The sequence below is a fragment of the Rhizobium sp. PL01 genome (assembly GCF_033447125.1).
Taxonomy (GTDB): Bacteria; Pseudomonadota; Alphaproteobacteria; order Rhizobiales; family Rhizobiaceae; genus Pararhizobium.
Genome location: NZ_JAWQUM010000007.1, coordinates 19,092 through 45,259, shown reverse-complemented (window position 1 = coordinate 45,259; position 26,168 = coordinate 19,092). Strand labels below are relative to the sequence as shown.

Genomic DNA, 26,168 nt, shown 5'->3' with positions numbered 1-26,168 from the left:
GTCATGACTGTAGGAATGTTTGACTCCTTCATCACTCGCTATTGGTTCAGTCCCGAAGCAAAGGAGATCTGGAGCGATGTTCAGACCTTACAGGCCTGGCTGGATGTAGAGGCAGCATTAGCTGAGGCACAGGCGCGGCTGGGCGTCATTCCCGCGGAGGTCGCGCCTGTCATCAAGGCGGCGTGCCGCCATGAGCGTTTCGATACCGAGCGCCTCAGCCGTGAGATTTCCCACGCCCAGCATCCGTTTGTTCCGGTGTTGCGTCAACTCGAAGAATTCAGCGGCGAGCCAGCAGCCGGATATATTCACTGGGGCGCGACCACACAGAACATATTTGATACCGGCGCATCCTTGCAGATGAAGCGAACGCAGGCGCTGATCGACGCCAGCCTCGAAGGAGTTGAGCGAGCTCTATCATTGCTGGCAACGAATCATCGCGACACCTTGCAGGCGGGCCGCACCCATGGCCAGCACGCCTTGCCAATGACATTCGGCTTCAAAGTGACCGGCTGGCTGGAGGAGATCCGCCGTGATCGCCGACGTCTGCATGATCGACTTAGGCCGTCATTCGTTGCTTGCTTGGGCGGGGCTATTGGTACATTCGCGGCCATGGGTCACAAAGGACCGGCCGTCGAGGCGGAAATGGCGGCAATCCTCGACCTCGAACCAGCGATCCTGCCGATGCGGTCTTCTTATGACCGCGTCAGCGATTATGTTTGTGCCCTCACCTTGCTCGCAGGGACTGCGGAAAAAATTGCGCACGACGTAGTCTTCATGCAACGGACCGAGATCGGCGAGATCGAGGAAGCTTTTCACATGGGAAAAGTTGGTAGCTCGACAATGGCCCAAAAACGAAACCCCTCGACCGCACTCATGCTCATTAGCCTCTGCCGCATGATGTCTGTCCGTCTTCCCCTTGTGATCGGGTCGATGGTGCGGATGGACGAAGGCGATTCCTCAGCATCGAACGTCAGCGATGTCGCGATCCCCGAAGTCGGCATCCTCGGCGCTTCGATTGCCGCTACTCTTGATAGGCTGGTTACCGGACTTGATGTCCACGTCGACGCGATGCGCAAGAATGCCGAAATCACTAACGGTCTTATCGTCTCCGAAGCTGCTATGATGCAGCTTTCAGACAGCATCGGACGTCATCATGCGCACCACCTACTCTATGAAGCCGCCCAGCGTTCCGTGATGGAGAACGTGCCATTCACCCACGCAATCGCCAATCACCCCGAAATGCAGGGACGCGACATGGTGACTTTGGACGTCGACGGATACACGGGCCAGTCGGGCACGCTTGTTGATCGCCTGGCTAAACATAGCTGATCATCGTAGGATGGTTCGATGTGAGGGTATCAGCGCCAACCATGCTCCAACGGGAAATCCGTTGTCGAAAAATTCGAGTGTCGCCACACCTGTCCCGAAAGGCTACTCAACGCAGTGGCTGGCACTGAGTGGTAATCACTAAGAACAAGTCTGCTGCCGGGTGGATTGCATAAGAGCCTAACTCTGGGCAACCGCGAGCCCGTTGACGATTATATCCAGATGAGCCTCGATATAGCCCGGCAGGTCGAGATCTCTGCGGTTGCTGAAGATCAGCGTCTCGACGGCCATCGACAAAACGGGAGCTACGATAATGCTGGCACGAGCGGCTGGCGCCCGCCTGAACTCGCCTAAACGCATGCCCTCATCTAGCAGCGCCTGTGTTCGCTCAAATATCGGTGCGATAAGTTCTCGGTAGTGTGTGTCGATAACCTCGGGGAAGCGCGATCCTTCAGACACGACGAAACGAAGCATTTCTCGGGTTTTACGATCCTTTAGCACTCGTTCGTAGAACAAGTGCACGAGGGCTTTGAGACGCTGGGTGCACGAGCCTGACAGGTCGTTTGCTTCCGCAAGCACAGCTTCGAATGGAACCGAAATGTGCCTGATCATCGCGGAGAAAAGCTCTTCTTTGGTCGGAAAATAGACGTAAATCGTACCTTTCGTTACCCCAATCCGGTCAGCGATGTCCTCCACCCGCGTGGCCGTGAAGCCGCGCTCGACGAACTCTTCGAAAGCGGCGTCGAGGATCTGGATGGGCCTCAGGGCCTTTTGTTCAGCCCGCGTAAGTTTCTTTAAATTTTGCATCGCCCTCACCGGATCCAACTTTCAATCAACAAACGCAATTCAAATTTCATTGACTATCGAGTCAGTCAATAGTATCACGCCCCTCATCCGGTTCAAGAGGCGAATTATGGGACGAGCATTTACCGACATAGTTATTCTGGGTTTTTCAGTGATCGTCTTGGCAGGCTGCACCCCCCAAGACGAACCAAAAGATAAGCGCGCCAGGTACGTAGAGACGGTCGTCGTAAAAGTTACCTCGGCCTCCGACACCATCTCCACGACAGGCGAGATCAGCGCGCGGGTCAAGACTGATCTGTCGTTCAGGGTCAGCGGACGGATCAAAGAACGAAGTGTAGACGTGGGCGACCATGTCAAGCCTGGGCAAGTGCTCGCACGAATTGATCCGGAAGAACAGAACGCCGACCTCGAGGTCGCACTGGCCAGCTTCCAGTCCGCGCGGGCCCAGCAAACCCAAGCACCGCAGACTTTGAGGCGACAGAAGAGCCTTTTCACGACAGGTGTCACCACTCAGGCGGCGCTCGACGATGCGCAGGAGGGAGTGGTTACCGCGCAGGCAACCGTTCAGTCGGCACAGTCACAGATCGACACCGCGCGCGACGCACTCGATCAAACGAACCTCCAGGCGGATGCTGGCGGGGTCATCACCGCCCGCAGCGCGGAAGTCGGTCAGTTCGCTCAAGCGGCGGAGGTTGTCTTCACGCTTGCCCACGACGGGCCGCGCGACGCAGTGATCAACGCTGACGAGTCCGCGCTTCTTGGACGCCCGATCCAGAGCGACGTGGACGTCAGACTACTATCGGGTGACAAAACGTTTAAGGCAACGGTCAGAGAAGTATCGCCGACCATAGACACCTCGACGGGAACAGTTAGGCTTAAGCTGAGCCTCGACGATGCTGGCGACGCTCATCTCGGCAGCCCGGTTTTTGCCACGGCGCGCTATGTGCCCACCGAGACAATAGAATTGCCCTGGTCCTCCATGGGGTCCGATGCTGGCCGCCCCGCAGTTTGGATCGTGGACCCCAAGACACATTCCGTATCGCTCCGCCCCGTGGACGTTTTGTACTACCGTACCGAACGTTTTTCTGTCCGCTCAGGCGTCGCTCAGGGCGACATCGTCGTTTCCAACGGCACCAAGTTCCTAAGCGATGGCCAAGTCGTGGAATTCGAGGGAGCCGATAAATGAAATGCCCAGAACGTCTTTCCATATTACTACTATCGGCGGCCACACTCCTTGCCTCGTGTCAGAAAGAAGAAGTACCGAAAGCACAGCCGCGCCCTGTTATGTCGGTGGTCATCAAGCGTCTCCCCGCAGCAACGATCGTTCTGGCCGGAACGGTAGAGGCACGGGTTGAAACGGAGTTTGGCTTCCGAATCCTCGGGCGCCTTGTCGCGCGCAATGTCGAGGTCGGTGATCTGGTGAACAAAGGCGATGTTCTCGCCGCCATCGATCCGCTCGCGCTCGAATTCTCCGTCAAGAGCGCACAGTCTGACCTTGCTAACAGCCTGGCGCAGCTTAAGAACGCTCGGACGACAGAGAAACGGCAACAAACGCTTTTCGAAAAACAATCGGGAGCGCAGGCCACCTACGAGACCGCTGAGCTGGAACGCAGGACGGCCGAGGCAGCTGTTGCCAAAGCCAATGCAAATCTCGACAAAGCCGAAGAGCAACTTGGTTATTCTCGTTTGATGGCTGAATTCGACGGCGTCGTGACGGCAACCTCAGCGGAAGTTGGCCAAGTGGTCTCTGCAGGACAGAGCGTTGCCAAAGTCGCCCGACCGGAACAGCGAGATGCCGTGATCGACATGCCGGAAGCCGGCAGCTTGCTGCTGGCGAAGGGCACGGCCTTCGATGTCGCATTGCAGCTTGATCCCTTGATCCACGCAAAAGGCATCGTTCGCGAGGTAGCCCCCGAAGCGGATGACGCGACGCGAACCCGTCGCGCCAAGCTCACGCTGGTCGATCCTCCAGAAGCGCTCAGGCTCGGAGCGGTTATTACTGCCAGCGCAGCCGCAACCTCGCCGCCCGCCATTCGGCTCCCATCGTCTGCGATTCGCATCGCGGAGGGAAAGCCTTTTGTATGGGTCGTCAATGACCAGACAGGGGAAGTTTCCTCCCGCCCCGTCATCATTAATGGCGATCCGATTACGCAAACAGCCGTCACGGTGACAGAGGGGGTCGCGCTTGGTGACCGTGTCGTCACCGCAGGTGTCAACAAGCTTGAAGACGGTCAGACCGTTCGCATCGAGCGGGAGATCAACCAGTGAAATCGTTCAATCTTTCCGACTGGGCACTCGAGCACCGTTCGCTCGTCTGGTACTTCATGATCGTTTTTATCCTTGCAGGTACACTTTCGTATTTCAATCTTGGCCGAGAGGAAGACCCTGCATTTACCATCAAGACGATGACCATCAGCGCCCAGTGGCCGGGTGCGTCCGCTCAAGAGGTGATGCAACAGGTCACCGACCGGATTGAAAAAAAGCTCGAGGAACTGGACGCGCTCGATTTCACCCGCAGCGAGACAACGGCCGGAAGGACGACTGTTTTTCTTGAACTGAAGGCAACGACCAAGGCAAAGGACGTCACCGGGAACTGGCTTCGCGTTCGAAACATGATCAACGACATCAAGGGAGAGTTTCCGAGAGGCGTCGTGGGCCCGTTTTTCAACGACACCTTCGGCGACGTCTTCGGTAACATTTACGCCTTCACGGCGGACGGCCTGACACAGCGTCAGCTCCGCGATCTTGTCGAAGACTCGCGCGCCAAGCTGCTGACTGTCCCCAATGTCGGCGAGATTGCCGTCGTTGGGGCTCAAGACGAGGCAATCTACCTCGAATTCTCCACACGCAAGATCGCTGCCCTCGGTATCGATCGTCAGTCCGTCATCGACACGCTGCAGGCACAGAACGCGGTAACGCAGTCCGGCTTCATGGATGCAGGCCCCGAACGGATCGCAATTCGGGTCGGCGGACAGTTCACTTCGGAAGATAGCCTCAGGGCGATCAATCTCAGGGTCAACGATCGATATTTTCCGCTGACCGACATCGCCACGATAAAGCGCGGCTACGTCGATCCGCCGACTTCGCTGTTCCGTTTCAAGGGGGAGCCGGCGATCGGCCTTGCTATCGGCATGACGGCCGGGTCGAACCTTCTAAATTTCGGAGAGGAGCTCGACGCCCGAATGAAACGGGTTGTGTCTGACTTGCCGATCGGGGTGGACGTCGAGCGTGTTTCGGACCAGCCCGCAGTTGTGGAAGAAGCTGTGTCCGGGTTTACGACCGCTCTGTTCGAGGCAATTGCAATCGTGCTTGCTATCAGTTTCATCAGTCTGGGCGCGCGAGCCGGGCTTGTAGTGGCGATCTCCATCCCCCTCGTCCTGGCGATTACGTTTGTTTTCATGGAATATATCGGTATCTCGCTCCAGCGTATCTCGCTCGGCGCGCTCATCATCGCTCTGGGCCTTCTCGTCGATGATGCCATGATTGCGGTTGAGATGATGGTTGCGCGGTTGGAAGTCGGTGACGATCTGCGAAAAGCAGCGACCTACGTCTATACCTCGACCGCTTTCCCTATGTTGACGGGAACACTCGTGACTGTCGCGGGGTTCATTCCGATCGGGCTCAATAACAGTGCCGCTGGCGAATTCACCTTCACACTCTTCGTTGTCATCGCGGTTTCTCTCGTCGTGTCCTGGATTGTGGCGGTCCTGTTCACACCCCTGCTCGGCGTTACCATCCTTCCTAAAACTATGAAGTCAAACCACGGGCGCAAGGGACGCATAGCGACCGCCTTCTCGTGGATGCTCGGCCTCGCGATGCGCTGGCGGTGGGTGACCATTATCACGACATGCGCCGCGTTCGCCTTATCCATTGCCGGACTAGGGCTAGTACAGCAACAGTTCTTCCCGGCGTCCGACCGCGCCGAACTCATCGTCGACTGGAGCATGCCGCAGAACACCACAATCGCCGAAACCAGCCGCCAGATGAAGCAGTTCGAGGACGAAGTGCTTGAAGGCAACGCTGACATCGACCATTGGTCGACTTACGTCGGCCAAGGAGCGCCTCGCTTCATCTTGTCCTACGACGTCCAGACACCTGCTGTATGGTTCGGTCAGGTCGTAATCGTCGCAAACGATCTCGAAGCGAGGAAAAGACTTCGCGGGAACCTTCAGGAGTATGTTACCAGGACGTTCCCGGGAACCGATGCGTTCGTGAAGCTTCTCGACATCGGCCCTCCTGTCGGCAAGCCGGTACAATATCGGGTGAGCGGGCCCGACATCCAGAAAGTTCGCCAAATCGCCCAGTCCTTCGGAGCGATCGTCAACGCCAATCCACGTATCATCAACATGGCATATGACTGGAACGAGCCGACACGGGTCGTCAAAGTCGATGTCCTCCAGGACAAGGCGCGTCAACTCGGCGTCACCTCAGAAGAAATCGCGACAACTCTGAACGGGATCGTAGAAGGGTCCTCAGTGACGCAGGTAAGGGACGGCATCTATCTGATTAATGTCATCGGGAGGGCTCAAGACAGCGAACGGGGCTCCATTGAGACGCTTCGCAACCTACAGCTACCCGGAGTGAATGGAAAATCTGTACCCCTCTCGGCCGTAGCAAAATTCCGCTACGAACTCGAACAACCCATGATCGGGCGGCGCGACAGGATACCCACCATAACGATCAAGGCGGCGGTCCAAGGTCCGACGCAGCCAGCGACGATCGTTGAACAGCTAAAGCCGCAGGTCGAGAAGTTCAAGGCATCCCTCCCCGTAGGGTACGAGGTGGAAGTGGGCGGTTCTGTCGAAGCGAGCGGTGACGCGCAGGGACCGATTGCCGCCGTTGCACCGTTGATGCTGTTCGCCATGGCCACCATCCTGATGATCCAGCTCCAGGGTTTCAGCCGCCTCTTTCTTGTGTTCGCCGTGGCGCCACTCGCAATGATCGGCGTCGTCGCGGCGCTACTCCTGAGCAACGCGCCGATGGGTTTTGTTGCGATCCTCGGCATACTTGCTCTGATCGGCATTCTGATCAGAAACTCGGTGATTCTTGTTGTCCAGATCGAGCTTCTCAGGAGCGATGGCATACCGCCATGGCGTGCCGTCGTCGAAGCGACCGAGCATCGGATGAGGCCAATTATGCTGACCGCCGCAGCGGCGACACTCGCCCTCATTCCCATATCGAGGGAGATCTTCTGGGGACCTATGGCATATGCCATGATGGGCGGCATTGTCGTGGGAACGGTCGTCACGCTTTTGTTCCTGCCGGCACTCTACGTGGCCTGGTTCCGCATAAAGCGTGAAGACGATGCGTCGGCGACGCCCGAAGTCGCGGCCCACTAGATTCGAAGACTTTCCGCATCGTTTCCCATCTCTCTATCCAGCAAGGCGTGTTGTCGATGATTGTCAAATATACCAAGCCTGGCCGTAATCTGATTATGGTTCCAATGTTGATACTTCTGACCGGCGTCTCGTCGTGCGCTTCGCGGCCGCCATCATCTGTTCTCCAGCCTGTCAGGCTCGTACAAAACGAAAGCGAGAAGATTACGCTGCTCGCCATCACAAACCGCGACCGGGAAAGTGACGGAAAGGGGTTTGGAAGCCGTTGGGCGGCGAAACTCACATACGAGAAATATAGGTTCTCAATACCTTCGGAGCGCAAGTCCACCGCCATTGTTTACCCATCAAAAAATCCGGACCCGCGCCGCCAATTTGTGGTCACGGCACGCAAGCAACTATTGGATAGCGAACTTATAGACGACGCAACGAGCGCGGCTAATTTCGACGGCACTGTCGCGGTCTTTGTCCATGGCTACAACTATAGTTACCAGGAGGCGCTCTTTAGAACGGCGCAGATGGCCGCTGATGCCAGCACGCTGAGCCCCCCGATCCTTTTTTCCTGGCCTTCGGCGGCCAGCGTCACCGGTTATGTGACGGACAGGGACGCGGCTCTTTATTCACGTGGGGAGCTGGAACGCCTTCTTGGCGCACTCGCGAAGGATTCCAGGGTCAAACGCATCGTCCTGTTCGGCCACAGCATGGGCGGCTTTTTGTCGATGGAAGCCGCAGCCCAGCTTAAACTTCAGGGTAGACGCGATGTAATGGCAAAGCTGCAGATAGTGCTCGCCGCACCTGATATAGACGTTGACGTGTTCAGGTCTCAACTGCGCGATCTTGGACACATGCAGACACCCATTACCCTTCTTGTGTCAAAGACCGACCGGGCGTTGACAATTTCCAGCGTCATTGGTGGTGAGCGACCGCGCATAGGTCGACTAGATATCGACGATCCGATGATCCGATGATCCGATGATCCGACAGGCGGCGATGGCTCACCATGTCAACATAATAGACGTAACTTCAGCCGCGTCATCCGACGGTCTCGGACACGATCGCTATGCCGCGCTGGCACGGGTTAGTGGTGAGCTGCGAAAGGCAGAAGCGCAAAGCCGTCGTGGAGGCAATGTTGGGGCGCTGGTGTTTCAAGCTGCGGGAGCGGTCGTGGCCAGCCCATTTAAGGTGGCAGAACAGATTGCTCGTTAGTGACGGCTTGGTTGCGGTTATCCACACGACGACGCGGAGGCCCAGGTTGGACGCTCGGGAGCGAAGTGAAAAAATAGCGGCGGCCTATTTTTCGGGAGCGACGCTTCGCGAGATCGCCAACACCTTTAATCTCTGCATTGGTCACGTCCGGCAAATACTGAAATCGTCGAACGTGCAACGCCGAAAGTCAGTAGACGATATCTCTACGAAATGAGTACCGGAGATTTGTCTTCCCTCCAGTTTTTGGAAGAGCCTTAGGTTTTCTGCTCTGAGGTTTTGTGGCACCGCAACGACCTCAGAGCGCGGAACTTCTAACACGTCGATGGCGGTCGGACGCATGAAGGGGACGCTGGAAGATTTCGGCTTGGGCTCGCGTGAATGAGTTCGGCTTGCAAGAAGACAGTCCTGAAACTCGTATTGGCTAAAGCAGTGGACCGCATCTCGGGCAATATTGGCGCAATTGTTTTCTTACAACTCTATGAAATTGAAAAAGGGCAACATGGCAAACAATCAGGATAATGCAGAGGCTAGCCTCTACCCACACCGAAACATAACAATAGACAGGTTCAGGTTCGCTTGGCTTGCCCTTGCTATCGCAATGGTCCCTGCCGCCTGCACGTCGGTTCCCCTCAAAGAAGGAGGAACACTGACCTCCTACACCCAGCTGAGTCCGGTAAAGGGCAAATTCACAAAATCCCGCACCTTTGTCGATTCCAAGGGGCTGGCGACCGTCATAACGGTCTCGATCGTGCCCACTATGTTTACATTGGAAGCGGCTTCCCGAATAAAGGCTCCACAAGACCGGGCGCTCGTTACGAATGCTCTAGACCGTGCCGTTTGCGTCTCTCTGAGCGACAAGTACCAGATCGTCCATGCCGGCCAACCAGCAGACCTCACGGTTCGGACCGTCGTGACCGATATAGTTGCAACCAACAAAACCATGGCCGGGGTCTCCACAGCAGTTTCGCTCGGGAGCAATATCGCTCTCCCAGTTGGTATCCCACGCCTGCCCGTCGGTCTAGGAGGCCTGGCAGTCGAAGCAGAGGCAACTGATTTTACTGGCATCCAGCGTGTTGCGGTTGTCTGGTCGAAAGGTGCCAACTCCATCACCAACAGTGCAAGAGCGTCCGAAGTCGGTGATGCGTATAGTCTGGCGTCGAATTTCGGAAAATATTTGTCCCGCATGCTTGTCAGCGGGGAGGAGCCGAAGGGCCTTGACCTCTCGTTGCCATCGGCGCACAGAGTGAACTCCGTACTCGGCGGTAAACCAAAATTCGCTGCCTGTGATGTTTTTGGCCGATCTCCGGGTCTGGCCGGGATAGTCGCCGACAAGGTTGGGGCACCACCGCAATGGACTGACAAACAGCCGAAGAGCGCAGGTCAATGGGCCCCCGATTCTTGAGAGTTCACCTCGGTGAGGCGAATTTCCTTTTCGTGTAACCTCGCGATCGCGGAATGCTGACGGCGTGTATGCCAATCATTGCCACCCGCTACGCTGACCTCCCAAATGCAACAAACCTTCCAAGATTGGACATAAGACCAGTTGGCGCCAAATCGTGAAAATCGTCATTGGGTGAAATGTGATTTCGTAAACCAAAAAGTCGTTCAAATAACAATGATCAGCGGCCTCAGTGAAAGCGGATCGCGAGTTTTCTAAACAATTTGTTTAATTTACGGTGCCATTTCGATTGCTCGGCGGCGTGCAACGCGTCGTTTCAGTCTTTTAGGCGGCACGAAATCTTTTCTTTGCTCCACACCAAAAAAGCTCAGCCCTTGCCACCCCCATTCACCGTATCCGCGATGTCGCGCAGTCGAAAGACGTGACAACACCCGGGGTCTAAATACACAGCTACATATCTCAATCTTAAGTAGTTTAAGCAACTAGACAGCAGATTTCAGGTGCGGGCTACCAGTTGGTGACCGATCCATCGCGGCGCTTCAGATGTGGCGCTTCCCAGAATTCGAAACTCTGCTTGGCGATCAGCTCTTCGTTGACCTCGATGCCAAGACCTGGAGCATCGGACACCCTATAATGGGCTCCGTCAAGCAATGGCTGGACCGGGAAGAAATCGGAATTGTCAAACCCCAGATGGACCTCCGCAGGACTTGAACGCGTTTCGAGCCAGGAAAAATTGGGCACGGCGGCGGAAAAATGTATCGTCGCCGCGGTGCAAATCGGTCCAAGCGGATTGTGTGGCATCATGTCAACGTAGTGGGTCTCGCTCCAGGCCGCGACCTTCATGGACTCAGTCAACCCGCCAACATTGCAAACGTCCAGACGGTTATATTGATGGATACCGCGCTCGATATAGGGCTGGAACTGCCACTTGGAGGCAAATTCCTCGCCGATCGCAAAGGGCACATCAGTCAGTCGGCGCAAGGCCTCATAGGAACTGGGCGACTCGTCGCGGATCGGCTCCTCAAGGAAATCCAGCGTACCGGATGGCATCTTCTGGCAGAAGCTTGCGGCTTCTGCGACGCTCAGGCGATGGTGGTAGTCGATACCGAGAACGATATCGCCGCCCAGCTCCTCACGCGCCTTGACGCACCATTTCGCAGTGGTGGCGATATGCTCACGGGGTTCGTAGATAGGTTGGTCTTCATGGCCGGACGGAGATAGCCGCATGGCTGTCCAGCCGTGCTCAATCAGCATCTTCGCCTGTTCGATCATCTCCGGTCCCGGCGCCGCAAACGTCGTTGCAAAGGTCGGAATACGATCCCGCTGCTTGCCCCCGAGCAGGTCGTAGACCGGAACACCGAGTGCTTTCCCCTTGATATCGTGCAGCGCGATGTCGATCGCCGAGATCGCCGCCTGCAGCACGCGGCCGCCTTCGAAATACTGGCTCCGGTACATTTCCTGCCAGAGTGCGCCGATCCGGAAGGGATCGCGTCCACGCAGAAATTCAGCGTAGTGCTCAAGCGCCCCGACGACCGCCTTTTCGCGGCCGGACAGACCGCTTTCCCCCCAGCCGAATATGCCGTCGTCGGTCTCGACCTTGACGAGAAGCTGATTGCGGATGCCGACCTTGACGGCGTAGCTCTTGATCGCTGTGATCTTCATGGTCTTCTCCCGCCTACCAGTGCCACAACGTGCCGTCTTCAAGACGGTTCACCGGGAGATAGGCGCGCTGGTAAGGATATTTTTCCGCAAGCGTTTCATCGATATCGACGCCATGGCCAATCGCGTCGCCCGGATGAAGATAGCCATCGGTCAGGCTCCATGCGCTGGGAAAGACTTCTAAGATTTCCGGCAAGTAGCCGGAGTATTCCTGGATGCCGAAATTGGGCACCCAGAGGTCGAGATGCAGGTTGGCGCCCAGGCAGATCGGCGACATATCCATTGCGCCGTGGCAGGCGGTGCGGACATTGTAGACGCTGGCAAAATCCATGATGCGGCGAAGTGCGGTGATGCCGCCCGCATGTACCGTGGTCATGCGGATATAGTCGATCAACTGCTCTTCCATCAGGAGGCGCGCGTCCCAGATCGTGTTGAATACCTCGCCCACCGCAAGCGGTGTCGTGGTGTGCTTGCGGATCAGACGGAACCCTTCCTGATGTTCGGCAGCGACCGTATCCTCAAGCCAAAACAGACGGGCAAACTCCAGATCCTTTCCGAGGCGTGCTGCCTCGATCGGGGTCAAGCGGTGATGGCTATCGTGTAGCAACTCTATGTCCCACCCATGCGCCTCACGTACCGCCTTGAAGAGCTCAGGAACATAGCGGAGGTATTTCGACGTCGACCAGGTCTCCTCGTGTGGAACAGCGTCATCCTCGGCATTGTTGGTAACCGACTTCTTGCCCGTACCGTAGACATCCGGAAGGCCGGGAATACCGACCTGAACCCGGACTGCCCTGTAACCCTCGTCAATGCGCCTGCCTACGGCTTCCACCGCTTCGGCGATATCGGTGCCTTGGGCGTGGGTATAGCACAACACCTTCTCACGGCTGGCACCCCCGAGAAGCTGGTAGAGCGGCATGTTCGCCGCCTTGGCCTTGATATCCCAAAGTGCCGTGTCGATACCGGCGATCGCCGCCATCGTCACCGGGCCGCGGCGCCAATAGGCGCCCTTATAGAAATACTGCCAGGTATCCTCGATGCAAGACGGATCGCGTCCGATCAGGAGCGGCGCCAGGTGATCTTCGAGATAGGCGACGACGGCCTTTTCGCGGCCATTCAATGTCGCATCGCCGACACCCGTCAGGCCCTCGTCGGTGAAGATCTTGACGGTGACGAAGTTGCGGCCCGGCGAGCACACTATGATTTTAACATCGGTAATTTTCATCGGTCTATCCGTTGGCTGAATCAGTGCGCGCGGCAGCCGCTTCGTCGTAACGGAAGCGGTTGTGAATGCGGCGGTCGCGCGGGTCTGGATTGGGAATGGCGGAGAGCAGGGCGCGCGTGTAATCGTGCGCCGGATTGTTGACGACCTGGTCGGTGTCACCTGCCTCGACGATCTTGCCGCGATACATCACGGCGACGCGGTCGCACATGTAGCGGATCACCGACATGTCATGCGAAATGAACACATAGGACAGGCCCATCTCGTCCTGCAGCTTCATCATCAGGTCAAGCATCTGTGAGCGCAGGGACACGTCGAGCGCCGACGTCGCTTCGTCGGCAATGATCAACCGCGGCTTGACGGCAATCGCACGGGCAATACCGATGCGCTGGCGCTGACCGCCGGAAAAGGCATGCGGGTAACGCTCGCGCCAGGCGGGTTCTAGCCCGACCTGCTGCATGAGTTCGGCAACACGATCATCCAGCGCCTTCCCCTTTTCGCCAGCAAGCTTCAGCGGCTCGGCGATGATCTGGGCCACGGTCTTGCGCGGGCTGAGCGAGCCCACCGGATCCTGGAAAATCATCCGCATCTCACGGCGGATATCCTTGAGGTCTGACCGGTCTGCGGTGCGAATATCAACATTCGCACCGTCAGCCCGCCGAAAGTCCATCACCCCGCTCTGGGGTTGATAGATGCGCAGAAGGCAGCGGCCCATCGTCGTCTTACCGGAACCGGATTCGCCGACGATACCAAGCGTTTCGCCTGGCCGCACAATCAACGAGACATCGTCCACCGCCTTGAGGCCTGTGGGGAACGTCATGGACAGGTTTTTCACGTCAAGCAGCGGCGGCGTGTCGGCGGGAATTTCCGGCCGTTTCAGGCGGATTTCCGCCTTTCGCTCGAGCTTGACGACCGAGCCGATCAGGCCACGGGTGTACTCGTCCTGCGGCGCATGAAAAATCTGCTCCACAGGTCCGCGTTCCATCACCTTACCGCGATACATGACCAGTACTTCGTCGGCGATCTCGGCGACGACGCCCATGTCATGGGTGATGAACAGCACCGCCATGCCGTGGCTCTTCTGCAGCCGCTTGATGAGATCGAGGATTTCCGCCTGGGTGGTGACATCGAGCGCCGTCGTCGGTTCGTCGGCGATCAGTACCTGCGGATTGCAGGCCAGCGCCATCGCGATCATCACGCGTTGGCGCATGCCGCCGGAAAACTCGAACGTGTAACGATCGATCGCAGTTTCCGGCCGGGGAATCTCAACCTGCCGCAACAATTCCAGCACGCGCTCGCGCTGGTCCTTTTTCGATACACCGAAATGGATGCGTAGGCCCTCGCCGATCTGAGCGCCGATCCGATGGACCGGCGAGAGCGAGCTCATCGGTTCCTGGAAGATCATCGCGATCTCCTTGCCACGGACGCCGCGGATCTCTTTGCCCCGAGGGTCAAGCTTGGCAAGATCGGTCGTGGAACCATCAGCGCGCGTCAAGATGACGGAACCGCCTTCGATGCGACCGGGCCGATCGACGATTTGCAGGATCGAACGGGCCGTCACCGATTTGCCGGAGCCGGACTCTCCCACGACGCAGAGCGTTTTACCGCGCTGCAGCTCGAACGACACCCCGTCGACTGCCTTGAACAGGCCCGTGCGCGTTGGAAAATAGGTCTTCAGATCGTCAACCTTGAGGATAGTGTCGTTGGTCATGTCAGTGCCTCGTAAGGATCTGCGGCATCGCGGAGACCGTCGCCGAGGAAGTTGAGAGACAGCACCGAAATCACGATCGCGGCGGCCGGCGTGAACAGAAGCCAGGGCGCCTGGCTGACGGCTCGGATGTTTTGCGCCTCCTGCAGGAGAACGCCCCAGGAAATGATCGGCGGCTGCAGGCCGATGCCGAGGAAGGACAATGCTGTCTCGGCCAGGATCATCGAGGGGATCGCCAGCGTCAGCGTCGCGATGATGTGGCTCATGAACGACGGTACAAGATGATGAAAGATGATGCCGATCTCGCTCATTCCATCCAGGCGGGCGGCGGTCACGAAATCCTCGCTGCGCAGGGATAGGAACTTGCCGCGCACTTCCCGTGCAAGGCTCGTCCAGCCGATCAACGACACGATCAGCGTGATGACGAAATAGGTGCGCAGCGGCGGCCAACCAACGGGGATAGCAGCAGCAAGTCCCATCCAGAGCGGTATGGTGGGGATCGAACGCAAGAGTTCAATGAACCGCTGGATGGCGAGGTCCGTCCAGCCGCCAAAGAACCCGGAGATGCCACCGATGGTCACGCCGAGGATCAGGCTGAGAAACACCCCGACAAGCCCGATCGACAGCGAGATCTGCGCGCCGTGCACAACACGGGAGAAGATGTCACGGCCGAGCCGGTCTGCGCCGAACAGATAGAGGCTATCGCCAACCTGTGGATCGGTGAGACCGAACAGTTTGGTCTGCAAGGGGATGAAGCCCAAGAGTGTATAGGGCTCGGAGGAAACGAAGAACCCGATGGAAACGGGCTTTGTCGGATCAGCCACGAATTCCCGGCGCATCGACTCTGTGTTCAGCGTCATTGACAACTGATCGACATGCGGCCGGAACGAACCATCGAGCATCAGCGAAATGCCCTGCGGCGGCGCATAGGTAAAGCGCGCATTGGTGGCATTTGGATCGAACGGTGCGATGAAGTCGGCGAAGATCGCGATCAGGTACATGCAGCAGATCACCACCAGGCTGACGAGTGCGATCTTGTGCTTCTTGAATTTCAACCAGAACAGTTTCCACTGGCCGGCAACGGCGATATCCTTGCCGCGCAGGTCAAGTGATGGCCCGGTTTCGGGTGGGAGATGGGTGATATCTGTCATTGGAACCTGATCCGCGGGTCAGTGAGGGCAAGCAGGATGTCCGAGATCAGCGTGCCGATGATGGTCAGCACGGAAATCAGGAGAATGAGCGAGCCGGCGAGATACATGTCCTGGGCAAGCAGCGCGCGCAGCAGAAGCGGGCCGGTGGTTGGCAGGCTCATGACGACGGAGACGATGATCTCGCCGGATATGACGGCGGGAAGTATCCAGCCGAGCGTTGAGATCAGCGGGTTCAGCGCGAGCCGCACCGGGTAGCGAATAAGCAATTCGAACTCCGACATGCCCTTGGCGCGCGCCGTGGTGACGTACGGCTTGGACAGTTCATCAAGCAGGTTGGCGCGCATGATCCGCACAAGTGCCGCCAGCGATCCGAGCCCGATGACGATCACCGGAAGCCAGACATGCCCGGCAAAATCGACGAGACGCCCGAAGCTCCATTGCGCATCAACGTAGGCCGGTGAGAACAATCCGCCGACGCTCTGGCCGAAATAGGCAGACATTACGTACATTGCCGAAAGCGCCATCAGGAAGTCCGGCACGGCGAGGAAGAAGAAGGCAAGGAATGTCGCGGAATAATCCGAGATTGAATACTGGCGCACTGCCGAGAGGATGCCGATCGGGATTGCTACGGCCCAGACGAAGCAGAGCGTCAGGAAGGACAGAAGCAGCGAGAAACCGAGGCGGCTCCAGATCAGCTCGGTCACCGGCTTTCCGAGCTCAAAGGAAATGCCGAAGTCGCCATGCAGGATGATGCCGGCGATCCACTTGTAGTACTGGAAATAGATTGGCTGATCGAGACCGTAGCGTTCGCGCATGGCGGCCACGGTTCCCGCTTCGACGGCACCACCCTGGCTTGCCCAGTCGGCCATCAGCGTCGTGAGATAGTCGCCCGGCGGCAGCTGGATGATGATGAAGGCAATAATGGAGACGGCAAAGAGTGTCGGGATCGCGAACACCAGCCGCTTGGCGAGATAACGGAGCATGGGACCTAACCGTTCGATTTGATCGAAGGGGCGACCGGTGGGAAAAAAGGACATCCCCCACCGGCACCGGGAGGAGCCTTAATTGGCCTTGTCGAAATACCACTGGGTCAGCGTCGGCGCCGGATGCCAGAGGTTGCCGGTGATCGGAATACCGTCGACGACATTCTTCAGGTTCTTCGACACCATCATGTATTTTGGCATGGGGCGCGAAATCCCGATGTTCAGGAAGTTGTCGGCCGAAAGATTGAGGAATTCCTTCATCTTCTCGCGGCGCTCGTCGTCGGTGACGGCGGCGTTCACCTTGTCGTAGGATGCCATCAAAGCCTTGATCTCGGCCGGCGGCTCTTCGCCCGTCGCATGGTTTGAATACCATTCGCTCCACTTCATGGCGAAGAAGATATCGGCCTTCTGGAACGGCATGTAGCACCGTGGATCGGTGTAAACTTCGGACAGGCCACCGACGCAGTTCCAGATATAGGCGTCCTGTTCGTTCGCAGCCCACATCGTGTTAAGACGTGCGCGGTCGGTCGTGCGGATCTGGATGTCAATGCCGACAGCCTTGGCGTCTTTCTGCACCATCTGCATCACATCGGGATAGGAAAGCCCGAACACATCGGCGACCATGAAGTTGATGGTGAAGCGCTTGCCCGTGTCATCGAGACGGAACCCTTCCGCATCCTTTTTCGGCATGATCTTGTCGAGCATGCCGTTGGAGGTCTTTGGATCGAATTCGGTGTATTGCGTTGCCTCGCGCTCGTTGAACAGCTCATGTTCCGGCTGGGTTGCAACCTGTGCCGGGGCGCCCTGCCCGACATAAACGAGATCAATGATCTCCTGCCGGTTGATGGCGTGGCTCAGTGCTATGCGGAAATCCTTGTTCTGGAAAATCTTCCGCTTCGTCTCGTCTGTAGAGTTGAGGTTCAAGAGAATGACAGCATCGTTGGCCGGCAGGTCCTTGACATCGACGAAACGATAGTTGCCGGTTTCCTGGCCGTCAAAAAGTACGGATTTGAACGTCGCATTGTTGATATGACGGAAGGCGAAATCGAACTCGCCGGACGTCATCTTCAGCGCCATTAGCTGCGGGTCGTCAAGTTTTGCCCAGGTGATGCCGTCGATATAAGGCAGCTGGTTACCGTCCGGATCGACCTTCCAGTAATAGGGATTGCGGGTGGCGACGACACGTTCGCTGTCCGCGTAGGGAACGGTGAGCACCCAAGGATTGAGCGTGGGCAGATCGAGGTTTTGCCAGAACGGCGGCTGGAAGGTCATCGAAATTTTCGAGTTGAACAGCGCAACCCAATCGCCCGCCGCCGGATTGGCTTTCAGAAGCTCCGGAATGCCTGCTTTGTTGTACTTCTCATGGAATTGCTGGAGATAATGCTTGGGGTAAATGACCGGCAAATGGCCCTGGCCGTAGGCAAGCTGCTGCAGGAAGAGCCCGTAAGGCGAATCGAACTTGAACTCGACGGTGACGTCATCGATCTTCGTCACCTTTGCCGGTTTGCCCGCAACGACGAAGGTCGGGTTCTTGGCCGGCGACAGCGCGTCATTCATGAAGACATCTTCGTACCAGAACATGATGTCGTCGACGGTGAAGGGCTGACCATCGCTCCACTTCAGGCCCTTGCGTAGCTTGAAGGTATAGGTGGTGGCGTCGGCGGATGCCTTGACGTCCTCGGCAAGCGACGGGACGATCGTTTTCCACTGCGGATCCCAGCGAACGAGAAGCTCATTGGCGATGGTGCGCGTCAGGTTATACTGGTCGCCATTGGCAAGGATTGTCGTGCGCAGGGTGCCGCCGTATTTGCCGATACCATCGACCATCGTCTCGACGAAAGGATGTTCCGGAAGCCGGTCGCTTACCGCAGGAAGAGCGTTGCTCATTACCTTTTCCTCAAGCATCGGCGCTTGCTTGTAGTCCTGCGCCACGCCTGGATTGGCGAAACCCATTAGTGAAACGCCCAGCAACCCCGTCGATACGACGAGGCCACGCAGCTTTTGCTGGTAACCCATGTCTTCTCCTCCTGATCACCGGCCTCAACCGGCCTCCTCCATCACGTTCGCCTGGTACCCTCCCGGCTTCGTGCTGCACGAAAACTTCCAGATCGTACATTATTTGTCAAGATAGATGTATTAATTTATTCATTTGACACGTGCTGGCACTTGGCAAAACCAACGCGATTGCATTAAAACGTTGTCTTATGAGCACGATGACACCCCTGCCGCGATCGGCGACTGACGAAGACACAACAGACGAAGCCGGCGGCTCGATCTATGAGCGCCTTCGCGACGACATCATCCATGGGCGGCTACGTGCTAACGAGCGGCTGAAGGTATCCGAACTCGCCAGTCGTATGGGGACGTCCACCAATCCCGTGCGGGAAGCGCTGCAACAGCTGCGCGGCGAAGGCTTCGTGATCATGGAGCCGAATCGCGGCGCCCGGGTTCGCCCGATCGATGAGGAGTTCGTTCGCGATATCTGTGAAATCGAAGTCCTGATTGAACCTGCCCTGACGCGCTGGTTCGTTGGCATCGTGACAAAAGCCGATGTCGAGGACCTGGAGCGCATCCAGGCAGATATCGAACGGCTCAATTTCACCGACGAACTGGCGCACTCGCAACTCGACATGAGCTTTCATCGCCTGATGTATGACAAACACTACAATCGCCATGCTGTCGATCTCTGGGTCCGCCACCGTGAAATTCTCTGGGCGATCAGCCGCGGCTTTCCGACCTCTCTCGGCCGCCAGGCGAACGTGCTTTCGGAGCACCGGGAATTGCTCGACTGCATCAAGAAGCAGGACGCCGAGGGCGCGGCACAGGCCATCGGCAAACATGTCGAAGGATCGGGCCGGCATATCATCGAGCGCATGCGGCTATCAAGACGCGGACATTGAGCGCCTTGCGCGGACTCGAACTCTCGACACCCTGTTTGTTTTCGCGACTTCGAATCAAGTCAGCTACTTGGCTTTCGAAGCGGGGCAGGCCATCCTCAAAATGGAAGCTCAATGTCTTCGCGGTTTTTCTTTGCCCCCTCGATCAGGACCGTCTTGAACCGCTCAGCTTCTTGTGCCAGCAGCATTCCCGCCCCGGTTCGAATACCTTCCTGCCAAGCAGGGCCGCGCCCCCACGCCTCGTTGTAGACGAGTGCCAAGTCGGCAGATCGCCTCGTCTGCTGCAGGGCTTCAAAGAGTAGCGCCGCTTGACGAACGTCCTTGTCTCGCTTCGCTGGTCCCTGCCCGTCAGCGTGACGACGGCTGGCGACTATGAGCTTGTGGATCGCATATCGGGACGGATCAGGGACGACGACTGGGACACCGCTTCGGTGGAGTAGCATTGTCCGCAGGGGATCCCTGATGAGAAAATCGAGAAAGCGTAGGGGATCCGCGCTGGCGCCGCCGAGGGCGGGCATCTTCGCCGGCTGGTCGATGTAGTCGTCCGAACCACGGTTCGACGTCAGGAATTCAACCCTGTAGCCGTCGGCATTCTGAAACGCCGACGAGGCTGCGGAGCCGGATCGATGTAGAACTGGCCGGAAGCTGGCGTCAACGCTCTGTAGCAGTTCAACGATCGGAGGCAGGCTGTCTTCAACCTCCCGACTGATGGCATAGTCCTGGGCGATGTCCGCATCGCCGGTCAGGATTGCAGCCATGGGAAGGCGGACGCCCAGCAGTCCTGAATAGCACTGAAAGGCCAGCGTGCCGATTAGGACACCCCGGAGCCGGAAGAGACCGCCGTCGGCAAGAGCCTCAACGATGTCGCCCGACATGGCGTCGGAAGCGACCATCCCGCCTTCGCGGGTCAGCGTGTTAACCATGCGCCTGCGAGCGCGTAGATCGTCCTTGTCCCGCTTATGATCAGCTACGCGCTGCGCGATGTCCGGATCGTCAGCAGGCCCGACGTAACGACGTCTCGTACCACCATGTCCATCCGGAATGTCGAAGTACCAGTACTTGCTCCCCTTGATGTTGGCCGGAGTGAACCGACCCTCCGAGGGGAAATGAGCCGTCCAAGCGGCGTCGAGCGAGCGCTGGCCTAGCTCGGCAAGCATCGTCTGATACATGAGGTCGATTAACTTCATGCGCTCGAATCCGCCGTTATACTGTTTTTCAAAAACAGTATAACGGCTGAGTGGATATGTAGCAAGTTGGGATGCTCATATCGGATCGATCGCGTGGCTCGAACGTTTCCAAACTCTGCCTCTACGATAGAGGACCGAAAAGAACCTGCATCGAGGATGTGGACGTTTGGTCCGCGCCTCCCCAGCCCCGCTGATATAAGAGACCAAACGGCAAGCCCGATTCAATATCGATGGCGGACGCGGTGTTGCCGCTAAGGCTGGTATCGAGATCGGAACGGGACATCCTATTATCAATACATCCAGAGATGAGGAAGCGCAGATCGGTTGCAACTGTGTTCGAACGCAATGCACCGACGCTGTTAACGCATCGCTGGTGCATTGGGGCTTACCACGAGTTAAGTCGATGCGCTTTGGGTCTCAGCGCTTGAGATCTAAGCCGCTTTGTCGATTGCCGCACTCGGTGCGTCTTGCTTCGACCTCTGCGCTTCATGGATGATAGCCATATCGATCAAGTAGGCGAGCATTGTATCATGCGCCGCAATTGCGCTAAGTTTGGCAACTGTCAGGTGATCATGAATGTGAGAATTTCGCATATGATGCTGGGCCTCTCTAAAATCAGATATTCTTCGAACCGTCGCGGGTAGTTATTTTCCGCTTGCCACTCATGATTGTCACCGGAATGCTTAATAAGGATTTAATGTTACAGCATTTGCGACTTAATCCGTCGCTTTTATTTTAGTGTAAGCAGATTTCGCTAGCGGCTCTCGGGTAGCCCAGTTCATCCTCCAGCGCCAAAGTATTGGATCAAAACAATACATCGCCTTGATGGGGATCGAACCCAACACGCTAACCTCACGGGCGTGTAAGTGATCGTTAGCGATCAAAAAGCGGATGGTAAGTTTGCAGGGGCGCAAACAGATCCGTTCCTCGATAATGCAGCACAGCCCACCGGTTTGGTCTTGGTAAGATACGTCTTGCATGCTTCTATTGGCTTCAAAACTCTTTGAAAAATAATGACTTAGACATAAAGCAATCCGGATTTGAAGCAAGACGCCCTGTGTTGTCAGACGCCGTTCGCCTAGCCCCGCCTTGGCGCCGAAAGTGATTGGACTGGCAAATCTACTGGCCTTGATTCCGATTTGCCTGCCGGACGCTTAGCATCTACAATACGCGAATGCTTGACCGTTCGTCCCAATCGTCTTCCCCGCATATTCCAGTAGATGCACTGAGCGAAGTCCTGCAGGACTTCCGCTTGAGCGGGGTTAACTATAGCCGTTGCGAACTCCGTCACCCATGGAGCATCGAATTTCCGCAGCAACAGCTGCTTCGTTTTCACTTTGTCAGCCAAGGTCCTTGCTGGATCCATACGGCAACGCTAGGCTGGCAGGAATTGCGCGATGGCGATCTGGTGCTGCTGCCGCAGGGCGTCGCCCATAGACTTGCCAGTGCGCCGGATGTTGCCGACGGCTCCCTCAACGGATGTCAGGTGACCAGGTTGGGAAGCAACGTTTGCGACGTGGTGCGAGAAGGGACAGGGGCTACCAGCACCCTTTTCTGCGGCTCGATGGCCTTGGGCGTTTGTGCTCTCGATCCCTTGATCACCTTGATGCCACCAATCATCAAGGGCTGTGACGTGGCCGGCAACGACCCGATCGTTGGCCCGCTGCTGGCCGCAATGACGGTGGAGGCAACCCATCCACAGATGGGCAGCGCCACGATCTTGTCACGAATGGCGGACCTGCTCACGGCGCGGCTCATTCGCTGCTGGGTCAATTGCAGCGGCGCCCCAACAATTGGATGGCTCGCCGCCATCCGTGACCCCAATATCGGCCGCGCGCTAGCAGCCATGCACCGGGACCCCGGCCAGAACTGGACCCTGGAAAGACTCGCTGCCGTGGCAGGTCAATCGCGCTCGATTTTCGCCGAGCGCTTCAGCGCTGTGTTGGGGGAAGGCGCGGTACATTATCTTGCCCGCATGCGCATGAAGCTTGCCCGCGAGTTGTTAGTCCAAAGCGGCATGTCGGTTGCCGATGTCGCTACCCGGTTGGGCTATGAGTCTGAGGCATCCTTCGCGCGCGCATTCAAGCGCATTACCAGCGTCTCGCCGGGCGTTGTGCGTCGCACAATTTCCGGACGAACGGACATGGATTTCGGATTTTAAGACACATCACATCCGAGAAAACTCGTCTATGAAGATCTCCAACTCTTGGAGATACCTCAATGGCGGACACGACATTCCAGCTTGAAGACGCAGTAAAAGATCCCGATATCGCTCCGCCAGCCGCGTGGAGCTCGGCCACCTGGTTCGCGGTCGTTTCAATGGCGGCAACCAGCTTTGCCCTGGTGTCGGCGGAGTTCATGCCGGCAGGCATGTTGACCCCAATGGCGCGCGATCTCGGCGTTACCGAGGGGATGGCCGGACAGGTCGTTACTGCCACCGCGTCTGTCGGCGCCGTTACGGCTATATTGAGCAATGTCCTAATTGGCCGACTGAACCGCAAGACGGTGCTGGTTGGTCTGAGCGCATTGGCTGTCGGCTCCAACATTCTTGCGGCGACTGCGACCGAGTTTTGGCTATTGTTGTTAGGTCGAGCCGGTCTGGGCATCGCCCTCAGCGCTTTCTGGGCGCTTTCAGTTGCCGTCGTGGCAAGACTGGTTGGCGCCAATGCAACGGGGCGGGGCATGGCGATCGTCACTCTTGGCGTCTCGCTCGCCACCATCGCCGCTCCGTCAATGGGCGCGTTAATCAGCGACTGGTTGGGTTGGCGCACCGCCATGGCCATGACAGCCGGTCTGGCCGCACTTGCGATGTTGCTACAGTGGCTCAGTCTGCCGACCTTGCCTGCAACCACAAGCAACAGCCTTGGCGACGTCTTCCGGCTGACACGGCGGCGTGGCATTCAGGTTGGCATGCTAGCGATCCTCTTGCTGATGACGGGCCACTTCGCCGGTTCGGTATATGTGCGCCCCTTCCTCGAGCAGGTTACGCTCCTGACAACCGGTCCGATTGCCCTGGCGCTGCTCGGATTTGGCATCGCCGCTGTGATCGGGAACATCGCCGGTGGTCGCATGGCCGACGCCAATATCCGCATCGCCCTCGCAGTCACTGCCGCTTTGATGGCGTTTGCGGCGCTTGCTTTGGTACTTTGGGGTGTGCATATCGGTGTTGCCTTCGGCTTTGTGGCGCTGTGGGGCTTCGCCTTCGGCATGGCGCCGGTCGTTCTGCCAACCAATCTGTCTCGCGCCGCGCCCGACGCGCTGGAGGCTGCTGGTAGCCTGATGGTGACCTCATTCCAGGTGGCAATCACAATTGGCGCGGTTGTTGGAGGCTATATCGTTGATACTTATGGCGCTACGGGACCGTTAACTCTTACCGCCATCCTAGCCGCATCGACAGTCGGGCTGGCCCTGATGCAGCCCCGGAGCTGATCTTTGCTGCTGTTGCGCGGGTAGGTCGGGCAACCATTTTTATGGATGGGATGCCGATGGGCACATCTGCATGGCGGTAGGCGATGTACGGCTCCGCAATGACCGCCGTGCACAAAGGTATCGATCCGCGCGTGACACCTCAAACCGTTGAACGGAATCTGTTCCTGTCCCGGTTTGTGGCGCTGCTCCACTCCCGGCTCCAATTTTTCGCGCGGAGGACGCCTTGAACGGACCTGAACTTTCAACCTGCGCTGCGTCGATCATTGACGCTCGTAGTGGATGTCAATCAGTTGGTTAGAAAAACTATGTAGCTGCCTCCAAAAGCACGTTGTGCAAGGAAGTGCTAGACTGAGCCTCGCCACTGGTCTGTAAATTCCAATCAGCTTGCATTAGACGATTGCCCTTTCACCTTTTGACGGCCTTGCGGAGATAACATTCATTATTCTCCGCATTTTTGCGGATAATAAACTTGCTATTCTCCGCATCAGCGGACTATTCTAAAACATGACCTATATTTGGCAGTCTCCCAATTGGCCAGTTTTTGAATGGCGGTCAGACGAGTTTGCGGCCAGTCTCGCGACAGTTCGCCTTGATCAGGGCCGCCTAATCGGTCGTGTAGAGCTCCTTGGTTTTCGCACCCATGAAGCAACACTTCTGCGGGCTCTGACTGATGACGTTGTAAAATCTTCAGCGATCGAGGGAGAATGGCTGGACGAGCAACAGGTAAGGTCCTCTTTGGCCAGACGACTTGGCATAAGCATTGACGGCTTCGTGACACCCAACCGCTCAGTCGAGGGCATCGTTGACATAACCCTAGATGCTACGATCGACTGTTTCAAACCATTGACAGCCGAACGTCTCTTTCAATGGCATGCGGCCCTATTTCCGACCGGCCGCAACGAATGGGGACACAGGCTTCGCGTCGGCGATTGGCGGGACGATTCCGGTGGCCGCATGGAAATCGTGTCCGGCGCATTCGGACGCGAGAAGGTACACTATGTTGCACCACCCGCCGACCGTCTGGAGGCGGAGATGACGGCCTTCCTCAATTGGTTTAACGGATCGCAGGAAATGGATCCTCTCGTCAAGGCAGCTGTCGCTCATTTATGGTTTGTGGCGATCCATCCCTTCGGCGACGGTAATGGCCGCATAACCCGCGCCATTGCCGACATGACGCTTGCGCGCGGTGGCGGGGGATTTCAGCGGCTTTATTCCATGTCCGCAGCTATCGAGAAATCCCGTACCGGTTACTACGAAGCACTACAATCGATAACGGCTCAAGAGGAACTCGATATTACGAACTGGGTTCAATGGTTTCTGGATCGTCTGGGCAATGCAGTGGGCGCCGCATTGCTGACCCTCGACAACGTCATGCTTAAAAACGAATTCTGGCAGGCCCACGCCGCGTGTGATCTCAACCCCCGACAGACCAAGGTTCTGAACCGGTTACTGGAAGGGAATTTCGACGGGAAGCTCACATCAACGAAATGGGCAAAATTGACGAATGCATCCCAAGACACGGCCTCGCGTGACATCGCTTATCTCTTGACCAAAGGTATTTTGCGCAGAGGGGAAGCCGGCGGCCGCAGTACGTCTTACGAACTGGTACTGGATGTCTCGAAGGACGGCCACTCCCGATCCGAATAAGCTCGGCAGCGTGTGCTTTGCGTCATTCGGCTCGTTCGTTGAGGACAGCTAGCACCTTGCGCATTGCCTGATCGCTCGGCCGCATGGGTCTGACATTTGTTCGGGTTCGTCCCGGTGAGTCTGTTTCCATTCAAGCGCCCTTTGGCGGAACTGCATCTTTCGTCTGAAGGATGCCAAGGCCCCTGGTTTTGAGGAGTATCGTCGCGGCTTCGTAATG

At 57.3% G+C, this 26,168-nt stretch carries 18 protein-coding genes; 10 read left to right on the top strand and 8 right to left on the bottom strand.

From position 1 onward, the window contains the following. Positions 1 to 3 precede the first annotated feature (3 nt). Positions 4 to 1,329, top strand: coding sequence for an adenylosuccinate lyase family protein (locus R6X40_RS17270; RefSeq protein ID WP_318415039.1), 1,326 nt, complete (start codon positions 4 to 6; stop codon positions 1,327 to 1,329). A gap of 177 nt (positions 1,330 to 1,506) precedes the next feature. On the opposite strand, the gene R6X40_RS17265 is transcribed toward R6X40_RS17270, so the two are convergent. Next, entirely contained in the window at positions 1,507 to 2,133 is a 627-nt protein-coding gene (locus tag R6X40_RS17265) for a TetR/AcrR family transcriptional regulator (RefSeq protein WP_318415038.1), read from the bottom strand. Between the two features lie 106 nt (positions 2,134 to 2,239). Between R6X40_RS17265 and R6X40_RS17260 the strand changes: the two genes are divergently transcribed. From R6X40_RS17260 to R6X40_RS17240, 5 genes are all read left to right on the top strand, one after another. After that, positions 2,240 to 3,316 carry an efflux RND transporter periplasmic adaptor subunit gene (locus tag R6X40_RS17260; RefSeq protein WP_318415037.1) on the top strand — a complete coding sequence of 359 codons (1,077 nt, stop codon included), beginning with the start codon at positions 2,240 to 2,242 and terminating at the stop codon, positions 3,314 to 3,316. Then, on the top strand, positions 3,313 to 4,398 hold the full coding sequence (locus R6X40_RS17255) for an efflux RND transporter periplasmic adaptor subunit (RefSeq protein WP_318415036.1): 1,086 nt from the start codon (positions 3,313 to 3,315) through the stop codon (positions 4,396 to 4,398). The genes R6X40_RS17260 and R6X40_RS17255 overlap by 4 nt, the downstream gene beginning before the upstream one ends. Continuing rightward, positions 4,395 to 7,469, top strand: coding sequence for an efflux RND transporter permease subunit (locus R6X40_RS17250; RefSeq protein ID WP_318415035.1), 3,075 nt, complete (start codon positions 4,395 to 4,397; stop codon positions 7,467 to 7,469). Before R6X40_RS17255 ends, R6X40_RS17250 begins: the two co-directional genes overlap by 4 nt. A 56-nt stretch (positions 7,470 to 7,525) precedes the next feature. After that, positions 7,526 to 8,431 (top strand): alpha/beta hydrolase, encoded by a 906-nt coding sequence (locus tag R6X40_RS17245; RefSeq protein WP_318415034.1) that lies wholly within the window; start codon positions 7,526 to 7,528, stop codon positions 8,429 to 8,431. A gap of 836 nt (positions 8,432 to 9,267) precedes the next feature. Further along, positions 9,268 to 10,071, top strand: a complete 804-nt coding sequence (locus R6X40_RS17240) for a DUF3313 domain-containing protein (RefSeq protein ID WP_318415296.1) — start codon at positions 9,268 to 9,270, stop codon at positions 10,069 to 10,071. Positions 10,072 to 10,575: 504 nt separating this feature from the next. Here R6X40_RS17240 and R6X40_RS17230 read toward each other — a convergent pair. The 6 genes from R6X40_RS17230 to R6X40_RS17205 form a co-directional block, all read right to left on the bottom strand. Beyond that, the gene (locus tag R6X40_RS17230; protein WP_318415032.1) at positions 10,576 to 11,730 is read right to left on the bottom strand and encodes a mandelate racemase/muconate lactonizing enzyme family protein; all 1,155 of its coding nucleotides are present in this window, start codon (positions 11,728 to 11,730) and stop codon (positions 10,576 to 10,578) included. A gap of 13 nt (positions 11,731 to 11,743) precedes the next feature. Further along, the gene (gene manD / locus R6X40_RS17225) at positions 11,744 to 12,952 is read right to left on the bottom strand and encodes a D-mannonate dehydratase ManD (RefSeq protein ID WP_318415031.1); all 1,209 of its coding nucleotides are present in this window, start codon (positions 12,950 to 12,952) and stop codon (positions 11,744 to 11,746) included. Positions 12,953 to 12,956: 4 nt separating this feature from the next. Next, positions 12,957 to 14,660: an ABC transporter ATP-binding protein gene (locus tag R6X40_RS17220; protein ID WP_318415030.1), complete on the bottom strand. Its 1,704-nt coding sequence runs from the start codon at positions 14,658 to 14,660 to the stop codon at positions 12,957 to 12,959. Further along, the gene (locus tag R6X40_RS17215) at positions 14,657 to 15,808 is read right to left on the bottom strand and encodes an ABC transporter permease (RefSeq protein WP_318415029.1); all 1,152 of its coding nucleotides are present in this window, start codon (positions 15,806 to 15,808) and stop codon (positions 14,657 to 14,659) included. The genes R6X40_RS17220 and R6X40_RS17215 overlap by 4 nt, the downstream gene beginning before the upstream one ends. Beyond that, positions 15,805 to 16,791 carry an ABC transporter permease gene (locus tag R6X40_RS17210; RefSeq protein WP_318415028.1) on the bottom strand — a complete coding sequence of 329 codons (987 nt, stop codon included), beginning with the start codon at positions 16,789 to 16,791 and terminating at the stop codon, positions 15,805 to 15,807. Before R6X40_RS17210 ends, R6X40_RS17215 begins: the two co-directional genes overlap by 4 nt. Positions 16,792 to 16,869: 78 nt before the next feature. Beyond that, positions 16,870 to 18,807: an ABC transporter substrate-binding protein gene (locus R6X40_RS17205; protein ID WP_318415027.1), complete on the bottom strand. Its 1,938-nt coding sequence runs from the start codon at positions 18,805 to 18,807 to the stop codon at positions 16,870 to 16,872. A 188-nt stretch (positions 18,808 to 18,995) separates the two neighbouring features. Between R6X40_RS17205 and R6X40_RS17200 the strand changes: the two genes are divergently transcribed. Then, positions 18,996 to 19,691 (top strand): GntR family transcriptional regulator, encoded by a 696-nt coding sequence (locus tag R6X40_RS17200; protein WP_318415026.1) that lies wholly within the window; start codon positions 18,996 to 18,998, stop codon positions 19,689 to 19,691. A gap of 95 nt (positions 19,692 to 19,786) precedes the next feature. Here the strand turns inward: R6X40_RS17200 and R6X40_RS17195 are convergent, their stop codons facing one another. Beyond that, complete coding sequence (locus R6X40_RS17195; protein ID WP_318415025.1) at positions 19,787 to 20,875, bottom strand: GSU2403 family nucleotidyltransferase fold protein; 1,089 nt, start codon at positions 20,873 to 20,875, stop codon at positions 19,787 to 19,789. 1,174 nt (positions 20,876 to 22,049) lie between these two features. On the opposite strand from R6X40_RS17195, the gene R6X40_RS17190 reads away from it, so the two are divergent. From R6X40_RS17190 to R6X40_RS17180, 3 genes are all read left to right on the top strand, one after another. Next, entirely contained in the window at positions 22,050 to 23,036 is a 987-nt protein-coding gene (locus R6X40_RS17190) for an AraC family transcriptional regulator (protein ID WP_318415024.1), read from the top strand. A gap of 59 nt (positions 23,037 to 23,095) precedes the next feature. Beyond that, on the top strand, positions 23,096 to 24,304 hold the full coding sequence (locus R6X40_RS17185; RefSeq protein ID WP_318415023.1) for an MFS transporter: 1,209 nt from the start codon (positions 23,096 to 23,098) through the stop codon (positions 24,302 to 24,304). 504 nt (positions 24,305 to 24,808) lie between these two features. Continuing rightward, entirely contained in the window at positions 24,809 to 25,951 is a 1,143-nt protein-coding gene (locus R6X40_RS17180) for a Fic family protein (RefSeq protein WP_318415022.1), read from the top strand. Positions 25,952 to 26,168: the final 217 nt, after the last annotated feature.